The sequence below is a fragment of the Flavobacterium labens genome (assembly GCF_048286755.1).
Classification (GTDB): domain Bacteria; phylum Bacteroidota; class Bacteroidia; order Flavobacteriales; family Flavobacteriaceae; genus Flavobacterium.
Window position 1 is genome coordinate 19,552 of sequence record NZ_JBLVPL010000009.1, and the last position, 26,479, is coordinate 46,030.

General features: G+C 33.6%; 22 protein-coding genes, 1 tRNA gene and 1 pseudogene. 9 read left to right on the forward strand and 15 right to left on the reverse strand.

Going from position 1 to position 26,479, the window contains the following annotated elements; all coding sequences use genetic code 11:
- Positions 1–29 precede the first annotated feature (29 nt).
- Entirely contained in the window at positions 30–695 is a 666-nt protein-coding gene (locus ACNQF8_RS14845) for a spermidine synthase (protein ID WP_417952404.1), read from the reverse strand.
- A gap of 61 nt (positions 696–756) precedes the next feature.
- Between ACNQF8_RS14845 and ACNQF8_RS14850 the strand changes: the two genes are divergently transcribed.
- Positions 757–1,311, forward strand: a complete 555-nt coding sequence (locus ACNQF8_RS14850; RefSeq protein ID WP_417952405.1) for a 1-acyl-sn-glycerol-3-phosphate acyltransferase — start codon at positions 757–759, stop codon at positions 1,309–1,311.
- A gap of 102 nt (positions 1,312–1,413) precedes the next feature.
- Here ACNQF8_RS14850 and ACNQF8_RS14855 read toward each other — a convergent pair whose 3' ends face one another.
- The gene (locus tag ACNQF8_RS14855; protein WP_417952406.1) at positions 1,414–1,890 is read right to left on the reverse strand and encodes a helix-turn-helix domain-containing protein; all 477 of its coding nucleotides are present in this window, start codon (positions 1,888–1,890) and stop codon (positions 1,414–1,416) included.
- A 312-nt stretch (positions 1,891–2,202) separates the two neighbouring features.
- Between ACNQF8_RS14855 and ACNQF8_RS14860 the strand changes: the two genes are divergently transcribed.
- The 4 genes from ACNQF8_RS14860 (at position 2,203) to ACNQF8_RS14875 (ending at position 7,118) form a co-directional block, all read left to right on the forward strand.
- Positions 2,203–3,357 carry a M14 family metallopeptidase gene (locus ACNQF8_RS14860; RefSeq protein WP_417952407.1) on the forward strand — a complete coding sequence of 385 codons (1,155 nt, stop codon included), beginning with the start codon at positions 2,203–2,205 and terminating at the stop codon, positions 3,355–3,357.
- 76 nt (positions 3,358–3,433) lie between these two features.
- A complete protein-coding gene (locus ACNQF8_RS14865; RefSeq protein ID WP_072943262.1) occupies positions 3,434–3,913 on the forward strand; it encodes an Lrp/AsnC family transcriptional regulator in 480 nt (159 codons plus the stop codon).
- A gap of 92 nt (positions 3,914–4,005) precedes the next feature.
- Positions 4,006–6,591, forward strand: a complete 2,586-nt coding sequence (locus ACNQF8_RS14870; protein WP_417953863.1) for a phosphoenolpyruvate carboxylase — start codon at positions 4,006–4,008, stop codon at positions 6,589–6,591.
- A gap of 11 nt (positions 6,592–6,602) precedes the next feature.
- Positions 6,603–7,118 carry a DinB family protein gene (locus ACNQF8_RS14875; RefSeq protein ID WP_417952410.1) on the forward strand — a complete coding sequence of 172 codons (516 nt, stop codon included), beginning with the start codon at positions 6,603–6,605 and terminating at the stop codon, positions 7,116–7,118.
- Between the two features lies 1 nt (position 7,119).
- Here ACNQF8_RS14875 and ACNQF8_RS14880 read toward each other — a convergent pair.
- From ACNQF8_RS14880 to aroB, 6 genes and pseudogenes are all read right to left on the reverse strand, one after another.
- Positions 7,120–7,595 (reverse strand): annotated as a pseudogene (locus ACNQF8_RS14880) (DNA-deoxyinosine glycosylase).
- Positions 7,596–7,604: 9 nt separating this feature from the next.
- Positions 7,605–9,716, reverse strand: a complete 2,112-nt coding sequence (gene recQ, locus ACNQF8_RS14885) for a DNA helicase RecQ (RefSeq protein WP_417953865.1) — start codon at positions 9,714–9,716, stop codon at positions 7,605–7,607.
- Positions 9,717–9,802: 86 nt separating this feature from the next.
- Positions 9,803–10,207 carry a DNA primase gene (locus ACNQF8_RS14890; RefSeq protein WP_417952413.1) on the reverse strand — a complete coding sequence of 135 codons (405 nt, stop codon included), beginning with the start codon at positions 10,205–10,207 and terminating at the stop codon, positions 9,803–9,805.
- A gap of 9 nt (positions 10,208–10,216) precedes the next feature.
- The gene (locus ACNQF8_RS14895) at positions 10,217–11,188 is read right to left on the reverse strand and encodes a deoxyhypusine synthase family protein (RefSeq protein WP_073208830.1); all 972 of its coding nucleotides are present in this window, start codon (positions 11,186–11,188) and stop codon (positions 10,217–10,219) included.
- Between the two features lie 93 nt (positions 11,189–11,281).
- A complete protein-coding gene (locus ACNQF8_RS14900; RefSeq protein ID WP_315209746.1) occupies positions 11,282–12,685 on the reverse strand; it encodes a type III PLP-dependent enzyme domain-containing protein in 1,404 nt (467 codons plus the stop codon).
- A 286-nt stretch (positions 12,686–12,971) separates the two neighbouring features.
- Complete coding sequence (gene aroB, locus ACNQF8_RS14905; RefSeq protein ID WP_417952414.1) at positions 12,972–14,039, reverse strand: 3-dehydroquinate synthase; 1,068 nt, start codon at positions 14,037–14,039, stop codon at positions 12,972–12,974.
- 92 nt (positions 14,040–14,131) lie between these two features.
- Here aroB and ACNQF8_RS14910 point away from each other — a divergent pair, with 92 nt between their 5' ends.
- Complete coding sequence (locus ACNQF8_RS14910; protein WP_417952415.1) at positions 14,132–15,301, forward strand: proline dehydrogenase family protein; 1,170 nt, start codon at positions 14,132–14,134, stop codon at positions 15,299–15,301.
- A 120-nt stretch (positions 15,302–15,421) separates the two neighbouring features.
- Here the strand turns inward: ACNQF8_RS14910 and ACNQF8_RS14915 are convergent, their stop codons facing one another.
- Complete coding sequence (locus ACNQF8_RS14915) at positions 15,422–17,209, reverse strand: ABC transporter ATP-binding protein (protein ID WP_315209754.1); 1,788 nt, start codon at positions 17,207–17,209, stop codon at positions 15,422–15,424.
- 212 nt (positions 17,210–17,421) lie between these two features.
- Between ACNQF8_RS14915 and ACNQF8_RS14920 the strand changes: the two genes are divergently transcribed.
- Positions 17,422–17,496 (forward strand) — tRNA-Val (locus ACNQF8_RS14920).
- On the opposite strand, the gene ACNQF8_RS14925 is transcribed toward ACNQF8_RS14920, so the two are convergent.
- The 4 genes from ACNQF8_RS14925 to mobA form a co-directional block, all read right to left on the reverse strand.
- A complete protein-coding gene (locus tag ACNQF8_RS14925; RefSeq protein ID WP_417953866.1) occupies positions 17,487–19,010 on the reverse strand; it encodes a recombinase family protein in 1,524 nt (507 codons plus the stop codon). The two genes, ACNQF8_RS14920 and ACNQF8_RS14925, sit on opposite strands and share 10 nt — an antisense overlap.
- Positions 18,994–19,149: a hypothetical protein gene (locus ACNQF8_RS14930; RefSeq protein WP_196854069.1), complete on the reverse strand. Its 156-nt coding sequence runs from the start codon at positions 19,147–19,149 to the stop codon at positions 18,994–18,996. The genes ACNQF8_RS14925 and ACNQF8_RS14930 overlap by 17 nt, the downstream gene beginning before the upstream one ends.
- 280 nt (positions 19,150–19,429) lie before the next feature.
- Complete coding sequence (mobB, locus tag ACNQF8_RS14935; RefSeq protein ID WP_417953868.1) at positions 19,430–20,719, reverse strand: conjugal transfer protein MobB; 1,290 nt, start codon at positions 20,717–20,719, stop codon at positions 19,430–19,432.
- On the reverse strand, positions 20,716–21,147 hold the full coding sequence (gene mobA, locus ACNQF8_RS14940; RefSeq protein WP_417953870.1) for a conjugal transfer protein MobA: 432 nt from the start codon (positions 21,145–21,147) through the stop codon (positions 20,716–20,718). The genes mobB and mobA overlap by 4 nt, the downstream gene beginning before the upstream one ends.
- Positions 21,148–21,363: 216 nt before the next feature.
- Here mobA and ACNQF8_RS14945 point away from each other — a divergent pair, with 216 nt between their 5' ends.
- Positions 21,364–22,044, forward strand: a complete 681-nt coding sequence (locus tag ACNQF8_RS14945; protein ID WP_417953872.1) for a nucleotidyl transferase AbiEii/AbiGii toxin family protein — start codon at positions 21,364–21,366, stop codon at positions 22,042–22,044.
- A 39-nt stretch (positions 22,045–22,083) separates the two neighbouring features.
- Positions 22,084–22,401: a DUF6922 domain-containing protein gene (locus ACNQF8_RS14950; protein ID WP_417953873.1), complete on the forward strand. Its 318-nt coding sequence runs from the start codon at positions 22,084–22,086 to the stop codon at positions 22,399–22,401.
- A 7-nt stretch (positions 22,402–22,408) separates the two neighbouring features.
- Here the strand turns inward: ACNQF8_RS14950 and ACNQF8_RS14955 are convergent, their stop codons facing one another.
- Together ACNQF8_RS14955 and ACNQF8_RS14960 are read right to left on the reverse strand one after the other, a co-directional pair.
- Entirely contained in the window at positions 22,409–22,888 is a 480-nt protein-coding gene (locus ACNQF8_RS14955) for a hypothetical protein (protein WP_417953874.1), read from the reverse strand.
- 1,006 nt (positions 22,889–23,894) lie between these two features.
- A complete protein-coding gene (locus ACNQF8_RS14960) occupies positions 23,895–26,477 on the reverse strand; it encodes a S9 family peptidase (protein ID WP_417953875.1) in 2,583 nt (860 codons plus the stop codon).
- Between the last annotated feature and the right edge of the window lie 2 nt (positions 26,478–26,479).

Sequence of the window (26,479 nt, forward strand, 5' to 3'; positions counted from 1 at the left end):
TTGTGAATTTTCACAAAAAACTTATACTATTAAGTTAGTTTCTCAATTAGAATTAGTTCGTTATGAACTTCAAGTCTGGGAATGGTCTTAATCTGAAATTGATCTTTGTAAAACTCGGAAACGTATTTTTTATTTCTTAAATTTTGGCTTTCATTTAATAACATGGTATTGAAAAGTATAAAACCATGACTTTTTAAAAGAGAGCAAACTCTATTGATAAAAAAAGTTTCAAATAGAAAATTTGGCATTACTGTATCTTGAAAAATATCAATAATAATTAAATCGTATTTGGTTTTGGTTTTTAGAACAAATTCGAAAGCATCATCTATTACAATTTCAAGATTTTCAATTTCGTCTAGTTTAAAATAGGTATTGGCTATTTTAATTATTTCGGGATCAATTTCAACTCCGATAATTTTTCCTTTGTATTTTATTTCGTCCACCAACGTTTTGATAACGCTTCCGCCTGCAACTCCCAAAACAAGAATATGTTTCATGGGAACTATTTTTTCGTAGCCAATATTTTTTAACCCCAATCTTAAAATGCGTTGTAAACTGCCATATGAATAATTAGCATTTTCTGAGTCTAAAACTAATTCACCATTAGTCCAAGTTACTTCAATCGATTTGCTCAATGAAGATTTTGTTTCATAAATTTTTATTGGAATGAGATAACTGAATATTTTTTTAATCATTAGTGGCAGTTTTACTCAAAAATAAGATTTAAATTATTTATTTTGTGCGAAATAAGAAAGAATGAAGAAACAATTTTACAAATGGATATTTTTCAGACTCATGGGATGGAAAATAGTTGGAGGAATTGACGCAAATATTAAAAAATGCGTCATGATGGTGATGCCGCATACAAGTGCACATGATTTTTATTTGGGAATTTTCACCAGAGGCATTACTGGATTAGAAATGAACTGGGTGGGTAAGAAGGAATTGTTTCGTTTTCCTTTCGGATTTTATTTTAGATATATGGGCGGCGAACCACTGGATCGTTCTGGCGGTTTGAATAAAGTGGATTCTATCGCTGCTATTTTTCAAAGGAAAGAAATTTTTCGTTTGGCTGTTGCTCCAGAAGGAACCCGTGAAAAAGTTACCGAATTAAAAACAGGATTTTATTATATCGCTTTAAAAGCAAATGTTCCTATAATTCCTGTTACATTTGATTTTGGAAGAAAAGAAGTGAATTTAGGAAATCCAGTTTCACCAACTGGAGATATCGAAAGTGATATGGCAATTTTGAAGAAACACTATAAAGGTGTAAAAGGTAAAATCCCGGAAAAAGGATATTCATTTGAATAAATAATAGTGTAAAAAATAAATTCAATTTATTGTAAAAATAATTGATGCAGGAAAATAATATAAGAGAACCCCATTTCGAAATTCCGACATGGGGTTATTTTTTTAATCGGGAACATAACTTTTAAAAGTTCCATTCTTATAAAAAATAACAATTTTATCTATTTCAGTAGAATCGGATTCTTTAGCGCTATTTTGATTTTCTATTTTTTTTGTTTCCAAAGTTGGGATCACAGATGGAATTTTAATTTCTGAAAATAAATTTTCAGATATTATTTCAGCAGAAGAAGGAGCAGGAATATTTTGTTTTACAACTTGCTCAACATTATTTTCTTTTTTGCCTGACTGTTGTGAATTTTTAGGAAAATTTCCTTTTCCATTTAAAATCCAATACAAATCTACATCAGGAAAAACCTCTAATATTTTAAGAATAAAATCCAAGCTGGGTTTGTTTCTTCCTGAAAGTAGGTGAGACAAACTGGAGCGCTGTACACCAATTTTATCAGCAAAAGAAGATGCATTCAAACTGTAGTAATCCAGTATAATTTCTAATCTTTTTATAAAATCCTCTATGTTTACCATTGTAAATTAATATTAAAAATTAACTATTTACAAATGTAATCAAAATAGATTAAAACACCAAAATTACAACTGTAAATAGCAATATATTATATCAAAGTACATAAAGTATAAAACGATATAAACATACATAACTGTTTGATATTTAATTATTAAAATAACATTATAAAAATAAATAACAATTGTCAATTATAGGAAGTAAGTTAACAGAGTCTAACCGCTAAATATTGTTTACATCATTGAAATATTTTGAATTTAAATAGTTTACAAATGTAAATGTAAAGATGTTTACTTTTGTAAATCAAATAAAACATCATGGATTTAGAACAAGTATTCAGTCAATATAAAGAAGAAACTATTCACGGTCGTTACATTACTTTAGATTCTATTGAACCTTTATTGCAAAAATTAAACACCAATAATCAACTACAAATTATTGGAAAATCAGTTTTAGGAAAGTCGATTTATTCGTATAAAATCGGAGAAGGTAAAACTAGAATTTTCCTTTGGTCACAAATGCATGGAAATGAAAGTACAACTACAAAAGCACTATTTGACTTTTTGAATCTATTACATAGTGGTTCTGAATTGGCACAGAAATTACTCAACGCATTTACTTTTTGTAGTATTCCTATGCTGAATCCTGACGGTGCAACATTGTATACAAGAGAAAATGCTAACAAAGTAGACTTAAATCGCGATTCGCAAGCGCTTACGCAGCCAGAAAGCAAGATTTTAAGAGAGGTTTTTGAGGTTTTTAAACCCGATTATTGCTTTAATCTTCACGATCAGCGTACTATTTTTGGCGTAAGCGATACTGGTAAGCCGGCTACTTTATCATTTTTAGCGCCGTCCTATAATGAAGAACGAGAAATAAACGAATCCAGATTAAAGGCTATTAATTTGATTGCGAGTATAAATGAAGAGCTTCAGAAGTATTTACCGAACCAAATAGGTCGTTTTGATGATTCTTTCAATATAAACTGCATTGGTGATACGTTTCAATATTTGGGTGTACCTACATTATTGTTTGAAGCGGGGCATTTTGCTAATGATTATGAAAGAGAAAAAACTCGTAAATACGTTTTTATGGCGCTAATTTCCAGTTTTACGACACTTTGCGAAAACGTTATAGTTAGCAACGGAATTAATAAATATTTGAATATTCCTCAAAATAAAGTCGTTTTTTATGATTTTATGTATAAAAACATCAAAATAAATTATGATGGTATCGAAATAATCACCAATTTTGCATCACAATACAAAGAGGAGTTAATTGAAAATCGGGTTTGTTTTAATGCCTATGTTTCACAAATAGGGGATTTAGAAAATTATTTTGGTCATTTTGAATACGATGCTAAAGGAGCTTTATATGAAGATGATTTTGGTAATATTCCTAAATTGAATCAAAAAGCTGATTTTTATTTAGATAATAACATAAAAGTTGTTAACGGAATGATAAAAATTTAATATTTATGTCTTTTTGTTGTTTTTATGTATATTTTTATACTTTGTTATAGTAATTAATAATATTAATTTAAGAATTATGAGTAAATTTCGTTTAGATGAAGTAGATCACCAGATTTTAGATATGTTGATAGACAATACAAGAGTTCCATTTACGGATATTGCAAAAAAATTATTGATTTCTGCAGGAACTGTTCATGTCAGAGTTAAAAAAATGGAGGATGCCGGTATTATAATGGGATCTTCATTAGTGCTTGATTATGACAAATTGGGATATTCTTTTATCGCTTATGTAGGTGTTTTTCTAAACAATACGTCTCAAACAAAATTTGTTTTGGAACGAATCAATGAAATCCCTTTTGTAACGGTAGCCTCTGTTACTACTGGGAAATTTAATATCTTCTGTAAAATTAGAGCAAAAGATACTAAGCATGCTAAAGATGTTATCTTTATGATTGACGATATTGATGGAGTTTACAGAACTGAAACGATGATCTCACTGGAGGAAAGCATAAATGATAAGAAGCGGTTGATGCATACTATTTTCAAAAATATGTAATTAATCTTGAATGCACTATATATAAATATAACCTCAAGTTAATTCTTGGGGTTTTTTTATGAAAAATTAACTAAACCAACTACAACTAGACTATGTACACATTACCTAAAATTGAACGTTTCAACCAGGATGTTCTTTCTAAATACAACATTTACAATAGTGTGTTTATTACATTGCCCTTTCAATCTATAGACAACACAGGAGCTTTACTGCCTTTATTTACAGATATTTGTGATACAGGATTCAAAAAACAAGAAACACCTAAAGAGATAGTTGATTTTTTTGCTGAAAGGTATTTACATAATGCTTCAGAATCAGAGAAAATTGATATTATGTTTCGTTTTATTCAATATATAGAACGTCAGATTGTTTTGTTTGATGCCATTGAAGATGCTGCTTTCCCGGTTGTTAATAATATGGAGGGAAGAGGATCTTTGAGGGATATTAAGGAGAAGTCAGATGCAAAAGATAAAGAAGACGAATTGGTCGATTTTCTGGAAGATTTCAATGTTAGAACGGTTTTGACTGCGCATCCTACACAGTTTTATCCTGGAGCTGTGCTTGGAATTATCAATGATTTAACAGAAGCGATTCGAAAAAATAACCTGCTTGACATTAAGCAATTACTGGCTCAATTAGGTAAAACTCCCTTTATTCAAAACGAAAAACCTAATCCTTTTGATGAAGCAGTAAGTTTGATATGGTATCTTGAAAATGTATTTTATCATACTTCCGGTGAGATGGTGCACTATCTTCAAAAAAATATTTTTAACGGAAACTCTATAAAAAATCCTTTGATTAAACTTGGTTTTTGGCCCGGTGGTGATCGTGATGGGAATCCTTTTGTAACAACCGAAATAACTTTGAAAGTAGCGGAACGCTTGAGAACTTCGATTTTAAAATGTTATTACATCGAAATGAGGGATTTGAAAAGAAAACTAACTTTCTCTGGAGTAGATACTTTGGTTACTGAACTTGAACAAAAACTTTATAGGTCTGTGTTTTATTCCAAAGGAGAAATTTTCATTACTCTTGACGAATTTAAATCGCAGTTGAGTAAAATAAAACAAATTGTTATTGATCAACATCAATCGTTATATTTAGATGAATTGGACGCGCTTCTTATAAAAGTAAATTTATTTGGGTTTCATTTTGCATCTTTAGATATTCGTCAGAATAGTAAAATTCACGATGCTGTGTTTAATGATGTTGTTGAATTTTATCTCAAAACAAATCCTGATGTTTTTCCAAAAAATTATTTTGAATTAAAAGAAGAAGATAAGCTAAAGGTCTTATCAAATGTAAGCGGAAATCTTGATGCGGCTGTTTTTCCGAATGAGATGACTCGTTTGACAATCGAATCTATTCAGGCGATTAAAATAATTCAGGAAAATAATGGTGAATTTGGCGCCAACCGCTATATAATTAGCAATAATGAAAGCGCGCTAAATGTTATGGAAACCTTTGCGTTATTCCGTTTGAGTAATTGGGAGAATCCCCCGGTTGATATTATTCCGCTTTTTGAATCGGTTGATGATTTGCAAAACGCGCATGAAATCATGGAAAAATTGTACACCAATCCAACTTATGCGGCACATTTAGCCAGTAGAAATAACAAACAAACCATAATGCTTGGTTTCTCTGACGGAACAAAAGACGGAGGCTATTTAATGGCGAATTGGAGTATTTATAAGGCAAAAGAAGAACTTACTGCGATTTCCAGAAAATATGGTGTAAAAGCAATTTTCTTTGATGGTCGTGGTGGACCTCCAGCCCGTGGTGGTGGAAAAACACATAAATTCTATGCTTCATTGGGTCCAAATATTGAAAACAATGAAATTCAGGTAACAGTTCAAGGACAAACGATTAGTTCTAATTTTGGAACTTTAGATTCCTGTCGTTATAACTTGGAGAATTTATTAAGTGCCGGTGTAACCAATCAGGTTTTTAGCAAAGGACAAAATGAATTGACCTTGGACGAAAAAAACATATTGGATCAATTGGCAGGATTTGGTTATGAAAAGTATTTGAGTTTCAAAAACCATCCAAAATTTATTCCGTATTTGGAACAAATGAGTACGTTGAAATATTACGCTAAAACGAATATTGGAAGCCGACCTTCTAAAAGAAGTAAGTCAGAACATTTAGATTTCGCTGATTTACGTGCGATTCCTTTTGTGGGTTCTTGGAGCCAGTTGAAGCAAAATGTACCCGGATTTTTTGGTGTAGGTACCGCGCTAAAACATTTTGAGGATACAAATCAATGGAGTAAAGTTCAGGACTTATATGATAATTCATTGTTCTTTAAAACCTTGTTAGAAAACAGTATGATGTCTTTGGCTAAATCATTTTTCCCACTGACAGCTTACATGAAAAAAGATCCTCAATTTGGTGCTTTTTGGCAAATTATTTATGACGAATTCTTAGAAACAAAACGATTGCTTTTGAAAATTGCTGGTCATAAAGAGTTAATGGAAAACTATCCTGATGGTAAAGCATCAATACAAATAAGAGAGCGTATTGTATTGCCATTGTTGACAATACAGCAATATGCTTTATTGCGAATAAATGAATTAAACAAAGAGGCTCAACCAGATGAAGCTTTAATTAAAGTGTACGAAAAAATTGTTACTCGTTCTCTTTTTGGAAATACAAACGCGAGTAGAAACTCCGCTTAAACGATAAAATAATGAAGTCAACAGAATTGCCATCGAATGAATATGCACCTTTTTATTCTCCTTATGTAAACGCTTTGGGAGACGTAAATTTGATAGAAGAATTAGAAATTTCATTGCATGATTTTATCCGTTTTGTTCAAAATATCCCAATGGATAAATTTGATTATAGATATGCGGAAGGGAAGTGGGATATCAAAGAAATTATTCAGCATGTAATCGATACCGAGCGTATTTTTGCGTATCGTGCCTTGCGTATTTCCCGAAATGACCAAACGCCTTTGCCAGGATTTGATGAAAATGATTATGTAAACAATACTCAAGCTACCAATAGAAGTATTCAAGATTTGCTAACTGAATTTTCAGCTGTGCGACATTCGAATTTGTTTCTTTTTAAAAGTTTATCAGACGAACAATTAAAGAGAGTTGGAATGGCTTCGAATGCAGCTGTGTCGGTTCGTGCCATCGGTTTTATTATGATTGGGCATCAAAAACACCATCAAAAGGTTTTTCAGGAAAGGTATTTATAATTTATTGAAAACCGGTTGACCAAATTTTCAGCTTGTTTTCAAAAGTCATTGTATTTGCAGGACTAGTGGAAGGCATTACATAATACGTGATGCCTTTTATTTGTCCAAATTTTTTCAGAAAGTATTTATGACTTTCTTTTCCGTTAAACATGATTGTAGTGATTCCGGGGAATTCTTTGAATAATGTTTCAAAATCATTTTCTTTTTGATTTTTGATATGGATGTCCAAGCTCCCTTTTCTTTCGCAATTTTCTAAACATCCCAAAGCCCAATGTTGTTTGCTTGGAGTAATTGTATCTTTTCTTTGAAGATTTCAGATATCGGTAAATTATCCAGCAATGTGTACATTATTTTCCAGAAATGATTTCTTTTATGTGCATAATACTCCTGTTTTTCCAGTGATGCAATGCCAGGCATAGTTCCTAAAATCAAAATTTTGGTTTGAGAATTTACAAAAGGAGGAAAGGATTGTATCATATAAATGAATTAAAGTACAGCATTCTCTTTTTCTATTACTGCTAATGCTAATCGGATTTTACCATAATCTATTTTTTCTTCAAAATAATCAAAATAGGGTTTCAAGGCATTAGGTGATTCCAGTTTTATTTGCGCTTCGGCAATTTGCGAAACTTCTTCTTTTGAGATAAACGAATCTAAATCTATATCAGCTCCGTCAACATATAGTTTTGCTAGATGAGACATAATGGTACTTAATCCTAATTTTCTTTTTTGAGCAATTTCCCCAACAGTCAATCCATTTTTAAAAAGTTCCAATGTTTCTTTGTAGGTTGTGGCTTCTTTTTTCTTTTTAGTTCCTTTTGCTTTTTGGAAATCTTGAATAACTTTTATAAAAGCATCACCATGTTTTTCCAGTTTTGCTTTACCAACACCATCAATTGCGAGTAATTCAGTATCACTCATCGGTCTTTCGGTTTCCATTTGGCGCAAAGCCGCATCACTGAAAATTACATAAGCCGGAACGGACTCTTCTTTAGAAATTTCATAACGTAATTTCCGTAAGGTTTCAAAAAGTGAATTAGCTACTGTTTTGCTTTTCGTTTCTTTGATTTCTTGCTTCTCGATATTGATTTTCTGAACCGTCGTCAGTTGTACTTTTTCACCTTCAAACAATACTTTTTTAGCTAAAGAAGTAAGTCGAATTTTATTTTGCTTATGAAAAGCAATTTCACAATAGCCCAGATTTATCAATTGTATTAAATATTGATTCCAGTCATACCATGAAAGATCAACACCAACACCATACGTTTTTAGGTTTTGGTATTCTTTTTCATAAATATAAGCATTTTTAGAACCGCGTAAAAAGTCAATAATTACAGGCAGTGGTTCGGTTTCCTGTAACCGAATAATTGCCGATAATGCTTTTTGAGCAATTATGGTTCCATCGAAAAAAAGCGGCGGATTTTTACAGATATCACAATTTCCACAATTCTCTGTAACGAGTTCGCCAAAATAGGAAAGCAATATTTTTCTGCGACAACTTAATGCATCGGCATATTGTTTCATTCGCTCCAGTTTGGCAAGTTGTACTTCGGCGTTTAAACCTTGAGAAGCAAATTTTTGCAATTGAATCACATCACCATAACTTTCGAACAATACGGTTTCTGATGGTAAACCATCGCGACCTGCACGACCAATTTCCTGATAATAACCTTCAATGTTTTTCGGCAAGTTATAGTGAATCACCCAACGAACATTTGATTTATCAATTCCCATCCCAAAAGCAATGGTTGCACATACCACTTTGCAATCATCATTGATAAATTCATCTTGTGTTTTCGAGCGAATTTTATTGTCTAAACCGGCGTGATAGGCTTTAGCACTAATGCCAATTTTTTGTAATTTTTCGGCCAGTTCTTCGGTGGTTTTTCTGCTTAAGCAATATACAATTCCAGATTCGTTTGGTTTTTCTTGGATGAAATCTATTATTTGTTTGACTCTGTCTAAAGCGGGACGAACTTCTAAACTTAAATTTTTTCGATCAAAAGAAGCTACAAATAGTTTTGGATTTTTAAGATTTAATTGTTCGCTAATATCTTTACGTGTAGCTTTATCAGCAGTTGCAGTTAAAGCTAAGATTGGAGTAGAAGGGAAGCGATTTTTTAGATATCCAAGATTTGTGTATGCTGGTCTGAAGTCATGTCCCCAAGATGAAATGCAATGTGCTTCGTCAATTGCAATAAGACTTATGGTTAAACTGTTGAAAATATTGTCTAGAAAAGACAAGCTTTCCGGAGCAATGTAAACGAGCTTAATCGTATTCGATTTTAAGCGTTCTATATAAAATTGTCGTTCCTCTTCGGTTTGACTGCTGTTGATGTAACAGGCTTCAATTCCATTGGCTTTTAGACCATCAACTTGATCTTTCATCAAAGCGATAAGTGGAGAAATTACGATTGTAATTCCGGGAAAAAGTAATGCTGGCAACTGAAAACAAATTGATTTCCCACCACCTGTAGGCATAATTGCCAATGTATCTTGTCCGGAAAGAATACAGTTTATTATTTCTTCCTGATTGGGTCTGAATTTTTCAAAACCAAAGTTTTCCTTTAGTTTGGCATATAAAATTTGAGGGGTCATTGTGGCTTATATTTAGAGGTCTAAAGTTATAAAAAAAGGAACTCGTGAATGAGTTCCTTTTTATAAATATATTTAAATGGGATTAATTAATCCTCATCTTCGTCATCGTCTTCATCTGAGAAATCTTTTTCGTCTGAATCGTCATCGTCCTCATCATCTCCTGAATCAGAATCTGGTTTGTCGATAGCGTCTTCATCATCGTCATCATCAATATCGTCATCTAAATCAAGACCTTTGATTGGTTCAACAACATCGTCTAAGATTATTTCATCATCTTCATCATAATTTTCAATTCTATCAGCAAGTTTAGTGCTCACTTTTACTAAATAAATAGTGTCTTCAGTTCGTACTTCAACTGCTTCAACTAATTCATTTTTAGCGTTTCTAAAACTTATAATGTTTGAATCATCATAACCATCTGGAAATTTATCCACCAATAGGTTTAAAATTTCATTGGTAAGTTTTGCGTAATCAACAATTACTCTCTTCATAAAAATATTCTATAAATCTAATAAATAAGCGAAAATTAAAGGTGCTACAATGGTAGCATCCGACTCAATAATAAACTTAGGGGTTTTAATATCTAATTTACCCCAAGTTATTTTTTCATTTGGTACCGCTCCAGAATACGAACCATAACTGGTTGTTGAATCTGAAATCTGACAGAAATAGCTCCAAAATGGAATGTCATGCATTTCCATATCTTGGTACAACATTGGTACCACACATATTGGAAAATCCCCAGCAATACCACCACCAATTTGAAAGAAACCTACACCGTTAGTACTGTTTTTTGGATACCAGTCAGACAAGAAAACCATATATTCGATACCAGATTTCATTGTAGAAGCTTTTAAATCTCCTTTAATTACATACGATGCAAATATGTTTCCCATTGTGCTATCTTCCCATCCCGGTACAATAATAGGTAAATTTTTCTCAGCAGCTGCATACATCCAGCTGTCTTTTAAGTCAATTTCATAATATTCTTCAAGAACACCTGAAAGTAACATTTTGTACATAAATTCATGCGGAAAATATCTTTCGCCTTTATCATCAGCATCTTTCCAGATTTTGTAAATATGCTTTTGCAAACGACGGAATGCTTCGTGCTCAGGAATACAAGTATCTGTAACACGATTTAAACCTCTTTCTAATAAATCCCATTCGTCCTGAGGGGTCAAATCACGATAATTTGGCACTCTTTCGTAATGAGAATGAGCTACTAAATTCATGATGTCTTCTTCAAGATTTGCACCAGTACAAGAAATAATATGAACTTTGTCCTGACGGATTATCTCGGAAAAAATCTTTCCAATCTCTGCTGTACTCATAGCTCCAGCCATGCTCACCATCATTTTTGCACCATTGGCTAATTGTTGTTCGTAAGCCTTAGCTGCGTCAACTAAAGATGCAGAATTAAAATGCAAATAATGCTTTTCAATAAACTGACTGATTGGTCCTTTGCTCATTTTTTAAAATTTAAATATTTAAAAATCATTACATTAGAAATAGTATTTCAAATTTAACGAATTTTTAAATTGACTAATTGAATTATTGTGAATTTATTTTTTCTTGTCGTAACCTAATATTTTCAAGACATCTTCAGAGGTTTGTTGTTCCGAGAATACCTCAGTTGCCAAAAATCCGTTCTCATCTCTGTCTATCAATATATGTTTCGGCTGTGGAATAAGGCAGTGATGTAAACCTCCGTATCCACCAATTGTTTCTTGATAGGCACCCGTATTAAAGAATCCAATATATAATGGTTTTTCTTTATTATACTTTGGCAAATAAATAGCATTCATGTTTTGTTCTGAGTTGTAATAATCATCGCTATCACAAGTCATTCCGCCCAATAAAACCCTTTCGTACGCATCATTCCAACGATTTACTGCCAGCATGATAAAACGTTTGTTAATTGCCCAAGTATCTGGTAAAGTAGTGATGAATGAAGAGTCAATCATGTTCCACTTTTCTCTGTCATTTTGTTGTTTTTGATACAATATCTGGTAAATAGCTCCGCCGCTTTCACCTACTGTGTATGAACCAAATTCAGTAAAAATATTTGGAACATCAACTTCGGCTTCATCGCAAGCTATTTTTATCTGATTGATGATTTCATCAATCATATATTGATAATCATATTCAAATGCCAAGGAGTTTTTTATTGGAAAACCTCCACCAATATTTAATCCGTCAAGAGTGGGGCATTCTTTTTTCAATGCCACATAAACCTTGATACATTTTACTAATTCATTCCAGTAGTAGGCATTGTCATTGATACCTGTATTGATAAAAAAGTGCAACATTTTCAGTTCCAATTTCTTATTTTCTTTGATTTCCTTTTTGTAAAACGGAACAATATTTTTGTATCCAATTCCCAATCTAGAAGTATAAAACTCAAATTTAGGCTCTTCTTCTGCGGCAATTCTAATTCCTATTTTGAATTTATTTTTTATCTGACCTTGAAGCAAATCAAGTTCTTCATAATTATCAATAATTGGAATCGTATTTTTATGACCAGTATTAATAAGTCGCGCTATGTTCTCAATATATTGGTCTCTTTTGAAACCATTACAAATTACATACGTGCTTTTATTTATTTTACCGTTTGCCAATAAATTTTCAACAATATTAATGTCAAAAGCAGATGACGTTTCAATATGGATGTTATTCTTAAAAGCTTCATTCATTATATATTCAAAATGAGAACTTTTTGTACAATAGCAATAGTAATATTTAGCCTCATACTTGTTTTTTTCCATTGATTTACGAAACCAGCTTTTGGCTTTGTTAATGTTGTTGGAAATTTGAGGTAAATAAGTAAATTTTAATGGAGTACCATATTTCTCTACTAGTTTCATCAAATCAATATTGTGAAACTGAAGATTATCTTTGTTTAAAGTAAATTCTTCTTGTGGAAAGTAATAGGTTTGATTTATTAAATCAGAATATTTTGTATTCATTATATTTTAGAATTATAGATTAAAATAGTGTATGCAATTTAATCTAAAATTCAAACTCTGATATTTGCATAAACGATTTGAAGCTTCTCGTTTTCTGCTTTCATGTATTGGAAAATGTCAAAACTGAAGTTTCCTTTAATAGAATAAAACCGCTTCAATATTCTCAGAAAAGACATATTGTTTCGGGTTTTATTAGAACTATAATTTCGCTTGTTTTGACTTTTTTTCATTGGTGCAAATGTAAAAAATATTATATACGCAATGCAATCCTTTTTATAAAAAATAATTAAGATTTATAATCTTGAAACGCTTCAAGAATTAATTCATTTTCAACCGATTGATTGATTTTTATTTTTCCGATACCTTCTATCAAAGCAAACTGAATGTTACCATACTCATTTTTTTTGTCGTGAATCAGTAAATCTAAGATAGGTTCGATGTCGTTTTCCTCAAAAATGATATCGTCATATTTAGACTTTATGCATGATTTTATTTGAGAATACTCTTCTTGACTGATTAGGTTCTTATGTAATGAAATGTAACTTTCTAATATCATCCCAACGGCAATCGCTTCTCCGTGTAATAAAGTAGTTTTATTTTCATTTTCCAGAAAATAACTTTCAATGGCATGACCCAATGTGTGGCCAAAATTCAATGATTTTCGGATATTTTTCTCAGTAGGATCTTGTATTACAATTTCATTTTTTATTTCGACAGAACGATAGATTAGTGTATCAAAATCAGCAAAATCTATGGATTTTAAATCCAAGAATTGTTCCCAATATTCCTTATCATATATTAAACCGTGTTTTAACATTTCCGCAAGACCTGAACGCATTTCATTTTGCGGTACCGTTTCAAGATATTGCGTATCGATAAGTACCATTATTGGAACATTTATAACACCAATTTGGTTTTTTAAATTTCCTAAATCAACCCCATTTTTCCCACCTACAGATGCATCAACCATAGATAGTAGCGTAGTAGGAATGTGAATAAAATCAACTCCGCGCTTGAATGTTGAAGCAACAAAACCACCTAGATCTGTAACAACGCCACCACCCAGATTAATTACAAGACTTTTTCTGTCAGCACCAAGTTCTGTTAATACATTCCAAATTTGGACGCAAGTCTCAATGTTTTTATTTTCTTCACCGGCATCAAATTCAATAATTTCAATAGTAAGATCGGTTTCTAAAAAAGGAAGAAATTTTGGTATACAAAACTCATTTGTATTACTGTCTACAATAATAAAAAGTTTGGAATACTTATTTTCTGTCAAATGAAGGTTTAAGGCTTCATATCCTTTTTCGTTGAAATGAATCGGATAACTGTTGGCTTGAATTGATTGCATCTGTATTGATTAATTGGAACCGCAAAATAAGACAATTTTTGCTAAATAATATTCAAAACTCTGTCTATATTTGTACAAAAATTTAACAAATAATGGAAAAAATATTCAATAATACTCAAGTTGCATTTTCATTAAAAAGTGATACGGAACTTGATAGAGCTTATTTTCTTTTCAAAATGATTGATAATCAGCCTCTAGTTCGAATAGGAACTGCGGTTACTAATTTTGCCCTAAAAGCGAATCTTCCGGTGGAAGGTTTAATACGAGCTACGGTTTTTGACCATTTCTGTGGTGGAGTAAATGAAGTGGACTGTCTTTCTGTAGTTGATAAAATGTACACTAAAGGAGTTTCATCTGTTTTAGATTATTCTGTAGAAGGAAAAGAGGAAGAAGAGCAGTTTGATGCTGCGCTTGAAATGACTTTAAAAACCATTGAATTTGCCAAAGAACGCCAAGCGATTCCTTTTGCAGTTTTTAAACCAACCGGTTTTGGTCGTTTTGAATTGTATGAGAAATTGGGAGAAAAACAAACGTTAACTCCAGAAGAACAAGCAGAATGGAATAGAGTAGTGGCCCGTTTTGATTTAGTCTGTAAAGATGCTCATGCAAAAAATGTTGCCTTGTTGATTGATGGAGAAGAAAGTTGGATGCAAGACGCAGCGGATGATTTAGTTACCGAAATGATGCGTAAATACAATAAAGAAAAAGCAATTGTTTTCAATACATTGCAAATGTACCGTTGGGATCGTTTGGATTACTTGAAAAAATTACACGAACTAGCCAAAAAAGACGGATTCTTCATTGGAATGAAATTAGTTCGTGGCGCTTACATGGAAAAAGAAATTGCACGTGCGGAAGAAAAAGGATATCCATCGCCAATATGTGCTTCAAAAGAAGCAACAGATGAAAATTATGATGCCGCAGTTCGCTATATGATTGATCATTTAGATACCATGTCTATTTTTGCAGGAACCCACAATGAGTTAAGTACCTATACGTTGATGGAATTAATGCAAGAAAAAGGAATTAAAACTAACGATGACAGAATCTGGTTTGGTCAATTGTACGGAATGAGTGACAATATCAGTTACAATCTAGCTGCTCATGGATACAATGTCGCTAAATACTTGCCTTTTGGCCCTGTAAAAGATGTGATGCCGTACTTAATTCGTCGTGCTGAAGAAAATACTTCGGTAGCCGGACAAACGAGTCGTGAATTGACATTGATCAAAACAGAACGCAATAGAAGAAAAGGGAAGTAGGAAAGTGGTCAGTGTTTAGATTTTAGTATTAAGTTATATTAGAATCTATAAAAAATTTCATAAAAAACTCCATTCAGCTTTATTGAATGGAGTTTTTTTATGTCAAATTACTACTGAAATTTAAGAGTTGCTAAACTGCAGATTACTTAAATTTTTATAAATACCATTTTCTAAAGCTATTAATTCTTGATGTGTTCCTTGTTCTGTAATTTTTCCTTTGTCTAAAACCAAAATTTGATCTGCGCTTCGAATGGTTGAAAGTCGGTGAGCAATAATGATGCTGGTTCTTCCTTCCATTAAAATCTCTAAGGCTTCTTGAACTAGTTTTTCACTTTCACTGTCTAATGATGATGTGGCTTCATCCAGAATCAAAATACTTGGGTTTTTCAATAATGCTCTCGCAATTGCAATACGTTGTCTTTGTCCTCCGGAAAGTTTAATGCCTCTTTCTCCCACAATAGTTTCAAATTTTTCAGGGAAACTTTCGATAAAATTATAAGCATTAGCTTGTTTTGAAGCGGTAACAATTTCTTCTTCGGTGGCATTTGGTTTTCCATAAGCAATATTCTCTCTGATGGTTCCTCCAAATAATATCACATCTTGCGGTACAATACTCATGTTTCCACGAAGACTTTCTAAATCAAAATCATAAATATTTTTTCCGTCAACCAATATTTCTCCTTCATCAATATTATAAAAACGTAATAGAAGTGAAGCAATAGTGGATTTTCCGGTTCCACTCGGGCCCACAATAGCTATTTTTTGACCAAAATTAGCCGTAAAACTGACGTCTTTCAATACTTTGATTTCTTTTCTCGAATGATAACTGAACGCAACATTTTTGAAGGTAACATTACCTTTTATCTTCTGGGCTTCAGCAGTATTTTGAATGGAATTAATTTTTTCAGGAGTTTCATCTAATAATTCAAAAACACGTTCCGTTGCTCCAATTGCTTTTTGGATTTGGGCATAAAGCTCCGCGATTCCTCCAAAAGAAGCACCTACAAATGTGGAATACAATACGAAAGAAATCAATTGTCCCACGCTCATTTCTCCGCTGATACTCAATCGAACACCGTACCAAACTACGGCTACTATAGCTCCAAAAAGACAGAAGATAATGAATGAAGCAAAGTAGCCTCGGTATTTTCCCCCTTTAATGGCAATTTTAACGACTTCTTTTATTTTTCCGTTGTAACGGGCAATTTCGTACCACTCATTGGCGAAAGCCTTGACAATACTGATGCCTTGCATGGTTTCTTCAACAATTACTTGACTTTCGGCAACTTTATCTTGAACATTTTTTGAATATTTCCTGATGAATCTTCCAAAAATGACAGCGGCAACAGCGACAAGCGGAACTACTGATAACATCAATAATGTCAATTTGATACTTTCGTTTGCCAATAAAAGTACGCCACCAATGATTAGAATAAATTGTCTTAAAAATTCGGCTATGGTTGATGTTAAAGTATCTTGTATTTGTGTTATATCAGAACTGATTCGGCTGTTTAATTCCCCCACACGCTTTTGCGAAAAGAAAGACATTGGCAGTTTTACCAAATTACTGTAAAGTGCTACTCTAAGATTAGCCAATGTATTTTCAGTGAAATTGACAAATAAATACAGTCTAAAAAACGAAAAAATCGATTGTAGAAATAAGATTATAATTAGTCCACCTGCGATCATATTAGCCTGAGAGTTATCTTTGTTTTTTACACAATCGATAAGCATTCCCATTAATTTAGGAAAAGCAAGAGCAGTCGCTCCTGTGAATAATAAAAAAATTAAACCTACATAAAATTTCCAACGGTGATTTCCTGCATATTGAAATATTACAGTTGCTTTTTGGAGTGAACTTGCAGTAATTTTTGATTTTGGTAAATCGTTTTCTTTGAACCTGGCCATTATCTATTGTTTATGTCACAAATGTAAGACTATAACGAATCAATACAAAAAAATACTAGAGTTTCATGCTTAGCATAAAGTGCTATAATAGAGCGTTAAAGCAAATGATGTTAATATTTTATTGATTTTTTTTACAATTCTGCTTGCAGATATGAATTCTAGCTGTATATTTGCACTCGCAATAAGGAAATGAAAGTAGCCAAATTGTACTAGGGCGATTAGCTCAGCTGGTTCAGAGCACCTCGTTTACACCGAGGGGGTCGGGGGTTCGAACCCCTCATCGCCCACTGTGAGGGATTACCGAAAGGTTTTCCCTCTTTTTTTTGTATATAAGACATCCCTTTTCCTCCATTTTACTGGCATTATGAGAAAATATATCTAAAATTGTAGGTGTTCGATATATACCCTCTTGGTAGTATAAGTTACCATTGAACACCATGTTTACAAACTCACGCTTTTGTAAAGTATCTGACCTCGTGTAGGCATGTTTAATATCACCCAATATATCCAGATTACGGTCTAAAATCTTGAAGGCCTTTCCTTGATTTGGGCTAAGCCTTTCTATTGCTGCCTTAAGGGTCAATATATGGTCACTGTAGGTTGAATACCATCTTTCGTAGGTATCCTTGTTTATCTCGTCCCTAAACCATTTTTCTTCTACTGCATTTAATAGCTGCAGTATTTCCTCCAGCTCATGTTTTTTGTCTGCTACTTTTTTCTTGTTTGCCTTTACTTCCTGTTCAATTGAGGCGTAACTGCCATCTCTTATCTCCTTAATCTTCCTTTCGGGAACGCTCATGAGATCGCAGACGTTTAAAAATTGCTCATGTGCTTTGATAGCACTAATGTTGTTATGCTTTGAATGCTTGCACTTATAATAGTAGAAGTATTTTCCAGATTTACCACGAGAAGGCGCACCAGTAAGCGGAGTTCCACAATGGCATTTTACAACGCCCCGTAGCGGTATTTCATCATCGATAACTACCTTTACTTTATCAACTTTCTTCATTTTAGATTGCACCATTGTCCATGTTGTCTTATCAACTATTGGCTCATGAATGGCTGGAAAAAGACCTCCCGGCAGATCTTTGAACGGTTCAACCCTTACAAGCCCTGCATAAACAGGATTTGCAAGCACACGATCAATAGCCATGTTGCCTTTCCTGTCAAAACCTGATTGATAAGCTATTTCTTTGATTTTATATAACGGCACATCACGCAGATACATATCATAGATTATTTTGACAATTTTAGCTTCTATCTCATTTACTTCAAGGTGGCGCTGTTTTCCTTCTCCAACCTTGCTGTAGCCGAAAGGTTTTTCTCTAGTAAGGAAACGACCTTCTTTTGCACGGGCTGTATAGAGTCCGCCACGCACTTTTATACTCCTGTTGATATTGTCTTCTTCAGCTAGCAACAATTGTAGGCCTGCTCGGAAAAAGCTTCCCGGTGTATCATAATCAAAAACGATCCCTTCGGTCACGCTGATAATCTGAATACTGTATTTTTTTTGGAATTGTTTGACCAAACTCATAGCTTCACCAGCATCCCTGCTAAAGCGGTCAAGCTGGTCTACAAGAAGGTAGTCCACCGATTTATAATGCTTGGCAATGAATACCTGTAATTTTATAAAATCTGGACGGTCAAAAGTCTTGGCACTTTTACCTCTGTCAATGAACGAATCCACCAACTGTATATTATTATATTGCAGGTATTGATCGGTATACAATTCCTGTCTTTCAATCGAGCCATTACTTTGCCCTAATTGACTAAATCTTAAATATCTAATCGCCCTCTTCATATAATTCTTTCAATGTTAATGACACAATAATTTCAATCATTAAATTTACGAATTTTTGTTCTTGTTCCCGCTCTATATCTTCATAATTTTTTGAGATATATTCTTCTACATCAGTCTGTTTGATAAATTTCTGTTTCATTTTTGTACCTCCTTTTACTTTTGGTAAAACAATAATTTTTAAACTGCAGATGAATTTAATACCATAGATGGCTTAAGAGTAAATACAGTCTCACCGAGGAACTCTTTGGCTGCCTTAGTCTCAAAGCAATATTAAAAACAGTTATAAAAAAACAAAGACAGTCCCTCCTTATTGTCGGGACAGTCTTTGTTTTTAAAAATAGTTGGTACAGCCAATTTGATGAATCACTCCTTTGTCGTGAATCAACAAAAAGGCTGGCGATTAAAATTGATAGTAGGCACTATCTTTTTTTGCGTCTGGCTTTCTTTTTCATTTGGTTGGCAAATAATCCTTCATCATAGTCATCTCCTTTTGTATTAGATAATAACCCTCCAAAGACTTCAATAAGGCTGTTTTCATCGTGGCTATTGGACAGATCTTCCTTAACCAAAAAGTCAAACAGCTTGTTTGGTTCTTTGATATCTTCATCTATAGTGGCATTGTTTTTTGAAGCAAGATTTCCCTGTATAGGTTGCTCCATTTTATTGCCATTATTCCACCATTCATTGAAAACGTTAGCCGAAAGGTTTTTACCTAATTGCGAACCATTCCACACGGATTTTGTACTATGGTCAATAAACGTTATTCCATAAACTCTGCCTTGCGTATTTCGTCTGACAACGGTATTAATACCTCGTTCCAACAACCGTTTTTTGAATTCTTTTTCATTCGATGCCGTCTGCAAGCACATCTCAATGGTTGTCTTAAGCAAAGCTTTGGATGGCTCATTTTTCAACAATTCTTTGGACTGGGCATAGTGTTGTTGAAGCTGAAAATATCCTGCCTGTTTACCGAACAGCGAAGCCTTAAAGGGATTGCTTGCTTTTTCTCCCTTTTCATTTATTGCAAAATATACCAGTCCTTGTTTTGGGATTCCATTAAATTCGCCCTTGACTTCTTCGGCGGTAATATTGAAAAGGGAAAGCAGGGCATTGTAGGTTCCGAAACCCTCAAATTTGTAGTACTTTGGTAAATTACGGATTACCGAAGCCATCTGGCTCTTTATATCTCCAGCCTTATAATCAACTGGTTTGAATATTTGATTTTGTGGATTTTGCTTTTTCTCGATAGCCGATATCAAGGAGAATTGTTTTTCCAATTCCCGACAGACATTCATCGAATGTCTTTTTTCAAATTTATCCGATATTTTCCTGCCATTTTCATCCACACAAACTGATACGATATGAATATGGGTCCGCTCAATATCTGTATGCTTGAATACCACAAAAGGCTGTTCAGCGTAACCCATTTTCTGCATATACTTTTGCGCCAGCTTTTCAAATTGTTCATCACTTACTTTATCCTTCGGATCAGGATTGAGAGAGATATGTAATATTGATTTTTCAGTCTTTCGGTTGGCCAGCAGGTACGGTTCAAAAGAACGCAACAGTTGACTGGTGGCAAAACTGCCATCGGGGGTTTGAATTATCTTATTGGTATACAAAATCTGTCCATTATCTTTTTCCACTTTAAGCTGATTGTACACCAAAGCACCATACAGATTGCTGCCTCTTCCGATTTTCGCTATCATTTTTTTAGGTATTTTGCTTCAAATTCCTGGGTTAGTAGAATGATTTTTTGACACAATACCGCCATTTCTGCTGTCTGTTTTTCCAATTTATAGAGATAGGCTGCGGCTTTCTTTTCAGAAAAATTGCGGTACAGTATTTTTACCACTTGGTTATAATTGGTTCCTACAGTCCTGAACTGTCCGAATAGGGTGGTCAGGCGCATATAGTAATCCATGGTTGCCTTGTCAACCATTACGGTCGTAATTCCTTTTTGGAAAACACATGCCGTAATAAAATGGGCCATTACATCCATGCGTGAAGCTTCATAGAGAGAAAGGAATCGTGCATTTTCCTCAGCACTAAGGCTTATAGAATAGCGGTGAACGGCGGGATCTTTCTTGGGATGCCTGCCTCCTTTATGCGGGGTGGTTTTGCCGTTGTCTTCCATAACCATTTTTACTGGTTTCGTCTAAAGAATTTTAAAACCAATATACTTTATCATTAGTAATGACTTCTGGATATTGCAGAATTTGGAAGCATTTGGCTTATTATTTCCGCATATTGATTTTCGCCTTAAGGACAACTTCCGTCAAATAAAGCCACGACAGGACCCTTTCTAAGAGTGCCTCGCTTTCGGGATTAATTTCATGAGAAACGTGAAATTATGCTCTACAAAGAAACAGTCACCAAGGAGATGTGGGAACTTCTCCAGAAGCTTATGAAAGATGAAAAATTGAAAGACTTCAGCCTTGTTGGAGGCACGGCTCTTAGCCTTATGATAGGCCATCGGCTAAGCATAGATATTGACCTGTTTACAATTAGAGATTTTGATGAGCTGGCAATGCTAACCCATCTCAAAGATCAACATCCGGTAAAAATCAGGGAGATCCTTGAGAACACCATGCTTTTAGATATAGGCCTGGTTAAGGTAGATATCATTGCCCACCGATATCTGTGGCAGGAACCAATTCGGACTGAAGAAGGTGTACGTCTGGCATCTTTACATGACATCGGCGCTATGAAGCTTCATGCGATTTTCCAAAACGGCACAAGGATAAAAGACTTTGTTGACATGTATTTTCTTTTGGAACACCATTCCCTTAAAACCTATTTAGAAACATACCAAAACAAATATAATGTAAATCCAAGACTGGCTGCTCTTGCATTAATGAATAAGAGGAATATAGACAAAGAAGAAAAAGTCAAACTCCTGAAAGGCAAAGAAACCAATTGGAACAAAATAACCCAGCGACTAAAAAAAGCAGTTTTTAATCCTTCAATTTTATTTTCTGAATCAAAAAATCAAATTCCTCCACCCAATAAAGGACGTGGATTTAGAAGCTAAGCGTTTGAATAAGAAGTTAAAAAATCGTATATTTATTTCATGGCACGAGTTAAAAAAAATAAGGCAATCCCAAATCTAAACCCAGTATTTTTTTGGGATTTCGACATAGATGCAATGGACTTTGAGAGAGCCTATAAAACTATTATTGCCCGTATAGTAGAGCGTGGAGGAAAAGAAGAAATCGACGAAATTGTTCGTTTCTACGGCTTTGAAAAGGTGGTGAAAGCGATTCGTGACGAAATTTATTTTCTTCCAAATTATGCCATTGACAAGGCTTTAAAATTGTTTCCTGAACTTAAAAAGGAAGAGATGTACTGCTATCTTAACCGTAAAGATAAACCCTACAGCTGGATTTAGTGAATACCTAAATCCCTAAACGGGTTTTTCTTGGTTTGTTTAATTCCTGATCTTTGCTTTGTTCCGTCTTAATGCCAATATTAAGTGGCTGGTTTGTACGCTGTCTCAATGATTCTTTTTCGCTTGGAGTTAAATTGTTCCTGCTATCATTGTTTACATAACGAAAAACAGTTTTTACAGACCCCATTATATCCAAAGGTTTTTCAGGCTTCTGTACTGGCTTCTTTTCACTTTCCTTAATTTTAATAACCAATAGCTTATCTAATAGTTTGCCCAGCCCGGTTTTTGTTGGGTTTTTAAACTGGCTGAGAAAATTAGAGAAGAAATTGCTTAAAATGTTTCCACCCCTGTCTACCTGTATAAATGGAATTTTCTTTCTATCATCCTTTTTTTTAATTTTCCTCTTTTTTTCCTCTTCCCGTTTTGGAGTTAATAGTGGTTTTTTCTTTTTTTTCGGTGCTTTATCTTTATGCTTATCTTTTTTCATGATATTTTACTTTCAGGCAAAAGGTAATTATCAGACTTATACATTCTTCATTTCGGCATTTTAAGTCTTTGATTGGCATGGCATGTCAGACTTTGTAAGGCTTGGACTTTATATTTTGCCCAAAGAAATAATAAAAAGAAAAAAAAGGTAGGACGTGCTGGATCAGTCTGTCCAAAAGACTACGGCATAATGGTTTGCTCGTTCCTCACAAACCACCCTTCGGGACTTATTCCGTTTCCTTTTGTCCTGTCTGCATCCCGTCCTTTGAAATTGCTTTCTTTTTCTTTTTTCCGATTTTCGGTTTTCTTTGGAAAAGATATTTTTATTGGTTTTGTGAGGCTCAATTATCTTTTCAAGGTTTGTCTGAAATAAAATCGCAAAGTTTCCGGAAAAACCATAAAAGCATTTTTACATTTTATGCTTTTAAAAACACTTATGCAAATAGGCAAATACCTGCAGGCTTGCACACCTGAATACCTGCAAGCCTGCAGTCCAACATACTTGCATGCTTGCATACTTGAATCCCTGCATACTTGTATACTTGTATACTTGTATACTTGTATACTTGTATACTTGAATGCCTGTATTTCCTCATGCTTGCTTACTTGCATCCCTGCATACTTGAGCCTTTTCTTTAAAGAAAATATTTTAAGATACAACTCAATTATTGCATCATATAACTCTCCGCAGTCTGCTGGCTTAAACAATAACACTGCCGTATGAGAAGGATCCGATTTATTTAGATATATCTTTAAAATAAATTACTTTATAACCATTACAATAAAAAAAGGGCCTCAAGCCCTTTCCATTAAAACCATATCCAATAATATTTTCGCAGGAAAATAGCAAGTTGTGTTTTGAGCTGCTTGAAATACTTTCCGCAGCTCAAAACCACTTGCCCTTGCAGGGGGCTGGAAAACGCCTCCAAAGTCGGCGTTTTATTAATATTCTAAATGGATTTACGATTAACGAATAAGTGCAGTTTTTTCAAACTGCACTTATTTTTTTATTCCTTTAAATATTGGTCAAACCAATCTGTAATTCGTTTTGTAAGGTCCATTTTATTCTCCTTGATTACAATTACATGCTGGTCTTTTGGATATACCAATAAAACATTCTTTTTCTTGGCTCTCCTCAATGCATTATAAAAAAGTAAACTCTGTTCGTAGGGTAAATTAGTCTCCATTTTACCAACCCAAGAAAGTAATGGTGTAGTAACATTATCTGCATAAAGTATAGGTGAATTTGTTAGATACAACTCTTTGTCTTCAAAAATAGATTTTCCTATTCTCCATTGTTGCGATTCACTTCGCCATAATTCTGGGATTTTTAGACTTTTTGAGTTACTAAAATACCAACTAACTATGTCTGAAATTGCTGCACCCGATACTGCAGCTGCAAAAATTTTCGATTTTGTAATAATGTAATTTGTTTCATAACCTCCGAAAGAATGCCCTATCAAACCAATTCGCTTGGTGTCAATCATTCCTGTTTTTACAACTGCATTGTTTGCAGCAACAACACAATCCAGTGCACTATTTCCGGTTTCTCCTTCATAATATTTCACATCTGGCATTAGTACAAAATAATTCCGTTGCACAAAATGTTTCACATTAAAACCGGTATCGTTGTATAAAGTCGGAATGCAATATTCATGCAATGAGTTAGTGATTTGTGAGTACACATTGATTATCATCGGATATTTTTTACCTACTTCATAATTTACCGGATAATATAATAAACCTTGCAGTTTGTCTCCTTTTGAATTCGAAAATGAAATTAATTCTACCTTTCCTTGATTAAAGTTTTTATCATGGGTATTGCTTTCAAAGAGAACTTTATTTACACCGTTTTTAAATGATACAATTTTTGGAGACTGATCGTGTGATTGTTCTCGATAGACATAGACTTCATTATTGGCTCTGCGCAATTCATCTGATTTTGTATCATTGTTTGCTACTGGAATTAAAGCGTTAGAAGTCGAAATTAATTTGAATTGTTGTGCTTTAGTAGCCGCATTTCCTGATGAAACGATTAAATTATTAGTCGCATTAATTTCAGTTAATGCCCAACCATTGTAATTATCATTTCCTATTTGCTTGATGTTTGAACCATCTACAGTGAAGTGAGTACCGCTTTCTCGTCCATTTGTAATGCGTTTTAGTTTACTTGTTTTTATATCAAATTTAAAAATATCAAACTCATCTTGTACCAAAAGGTATTCTCCATTATCACTCCATCCTTTCATTCCAAAAACATGTGGTCTTGTTATGTACTTTAAATCATTTGAAACCCATTCGGAACCTGTAGGTGGCACAATTGACACCGTCGATTGTGTTTTTATATTGTACAGCCACCAATTTTTATCTTTAAAATAGCATATGTACGCTCCATTTGGAGAAAAAGACAATAAGTAATTTTCACCAGGTTGCTTTTCTAAAAATAGCTTTTTGGTACCATCAGCCAGATTGTACAAGAAATAGTCAACCTCACCATAGCGCTTAAAATGAGGTGCATATGCAGTGGGATTGTAAAGTAATGCAACTGATTTACTGCCGTTAAGCTGTACAAAAGGAAGTTCTTTATTTGTAATCGTATTCCACCTATTTTCTTCAATAAACCAAACCGATAAAGTGGAGTAACCCTCAAGATTTTCCCTGTGTGCTTTTGGATAAATCCATAAATCTTCTGTATCCCAAACCTCGACTTCGTCTTTTTTTGGTGTTGCTTCTTCTTTGAGTTTTGCGATTCCAAAAAATACCCTTTTACCATCACTTGAAATTTTGAAAGATTTTGTGGTAACAATTTCATGCTTTTCTGGAAAATTTAAGAATGATTTTGGTTCAAAGGTTTGAATACTATTTTCTTGGGTTTTGTAGAAGTTCAGTTTTGTGTATTTCCCGTTGATGCCTTCTTCGAGCCAAAAAACACCTTTTCCATATTCTGCTAATGTTAGACCAGATAATTTGTTTTGCGTTGTGTGATATTCTGTTTTTTGGTTTGTCCGAAGCTCTATTGTTCCAAAACTACTTTTCCCTTCATGGCTAGTGAGATAAGTCAGGATATTATTAAGCTGGTCCAATTGGTATTCTGTTACATTTGGAACACGGATGATTTCTTTGTTTTTTATTGTTCTCAAGATTAATTCCCCATCATTGGAATAGCTCACAATAATTTTTCCACTATTTGCAAATTCAAAAGCAGTACAATTTGATATACTAATGTTTTCAGTATTTTCTAAGTTGGTTACTATTACTTTATCTCCTTGAAAGGCACCAAATGCAATTTCACCACCAAATTTGCCTTGTGTCCCTTGTGGAAAACTGAATCCAATATTTTTCTCTGTATGTTTTACAAATAATGTATTTGAACCATTGCTGTACTGCATATCAAATGATATCCAGTTTCCCTTTTGGGAAATAGCTCTGTTTTCTAATTTGCCCCACCTTTCATACTCTGCTTCAGCAATATTCTTTTTGGAATTATCCTGCCCGTAAATAGAGCAGGATATTACTATCCAAAATGACAAAATTATTTTTTTACAAGAATAACTGAAAGCGATAGTACTATTGTTTTTTAATAGCTTCATAA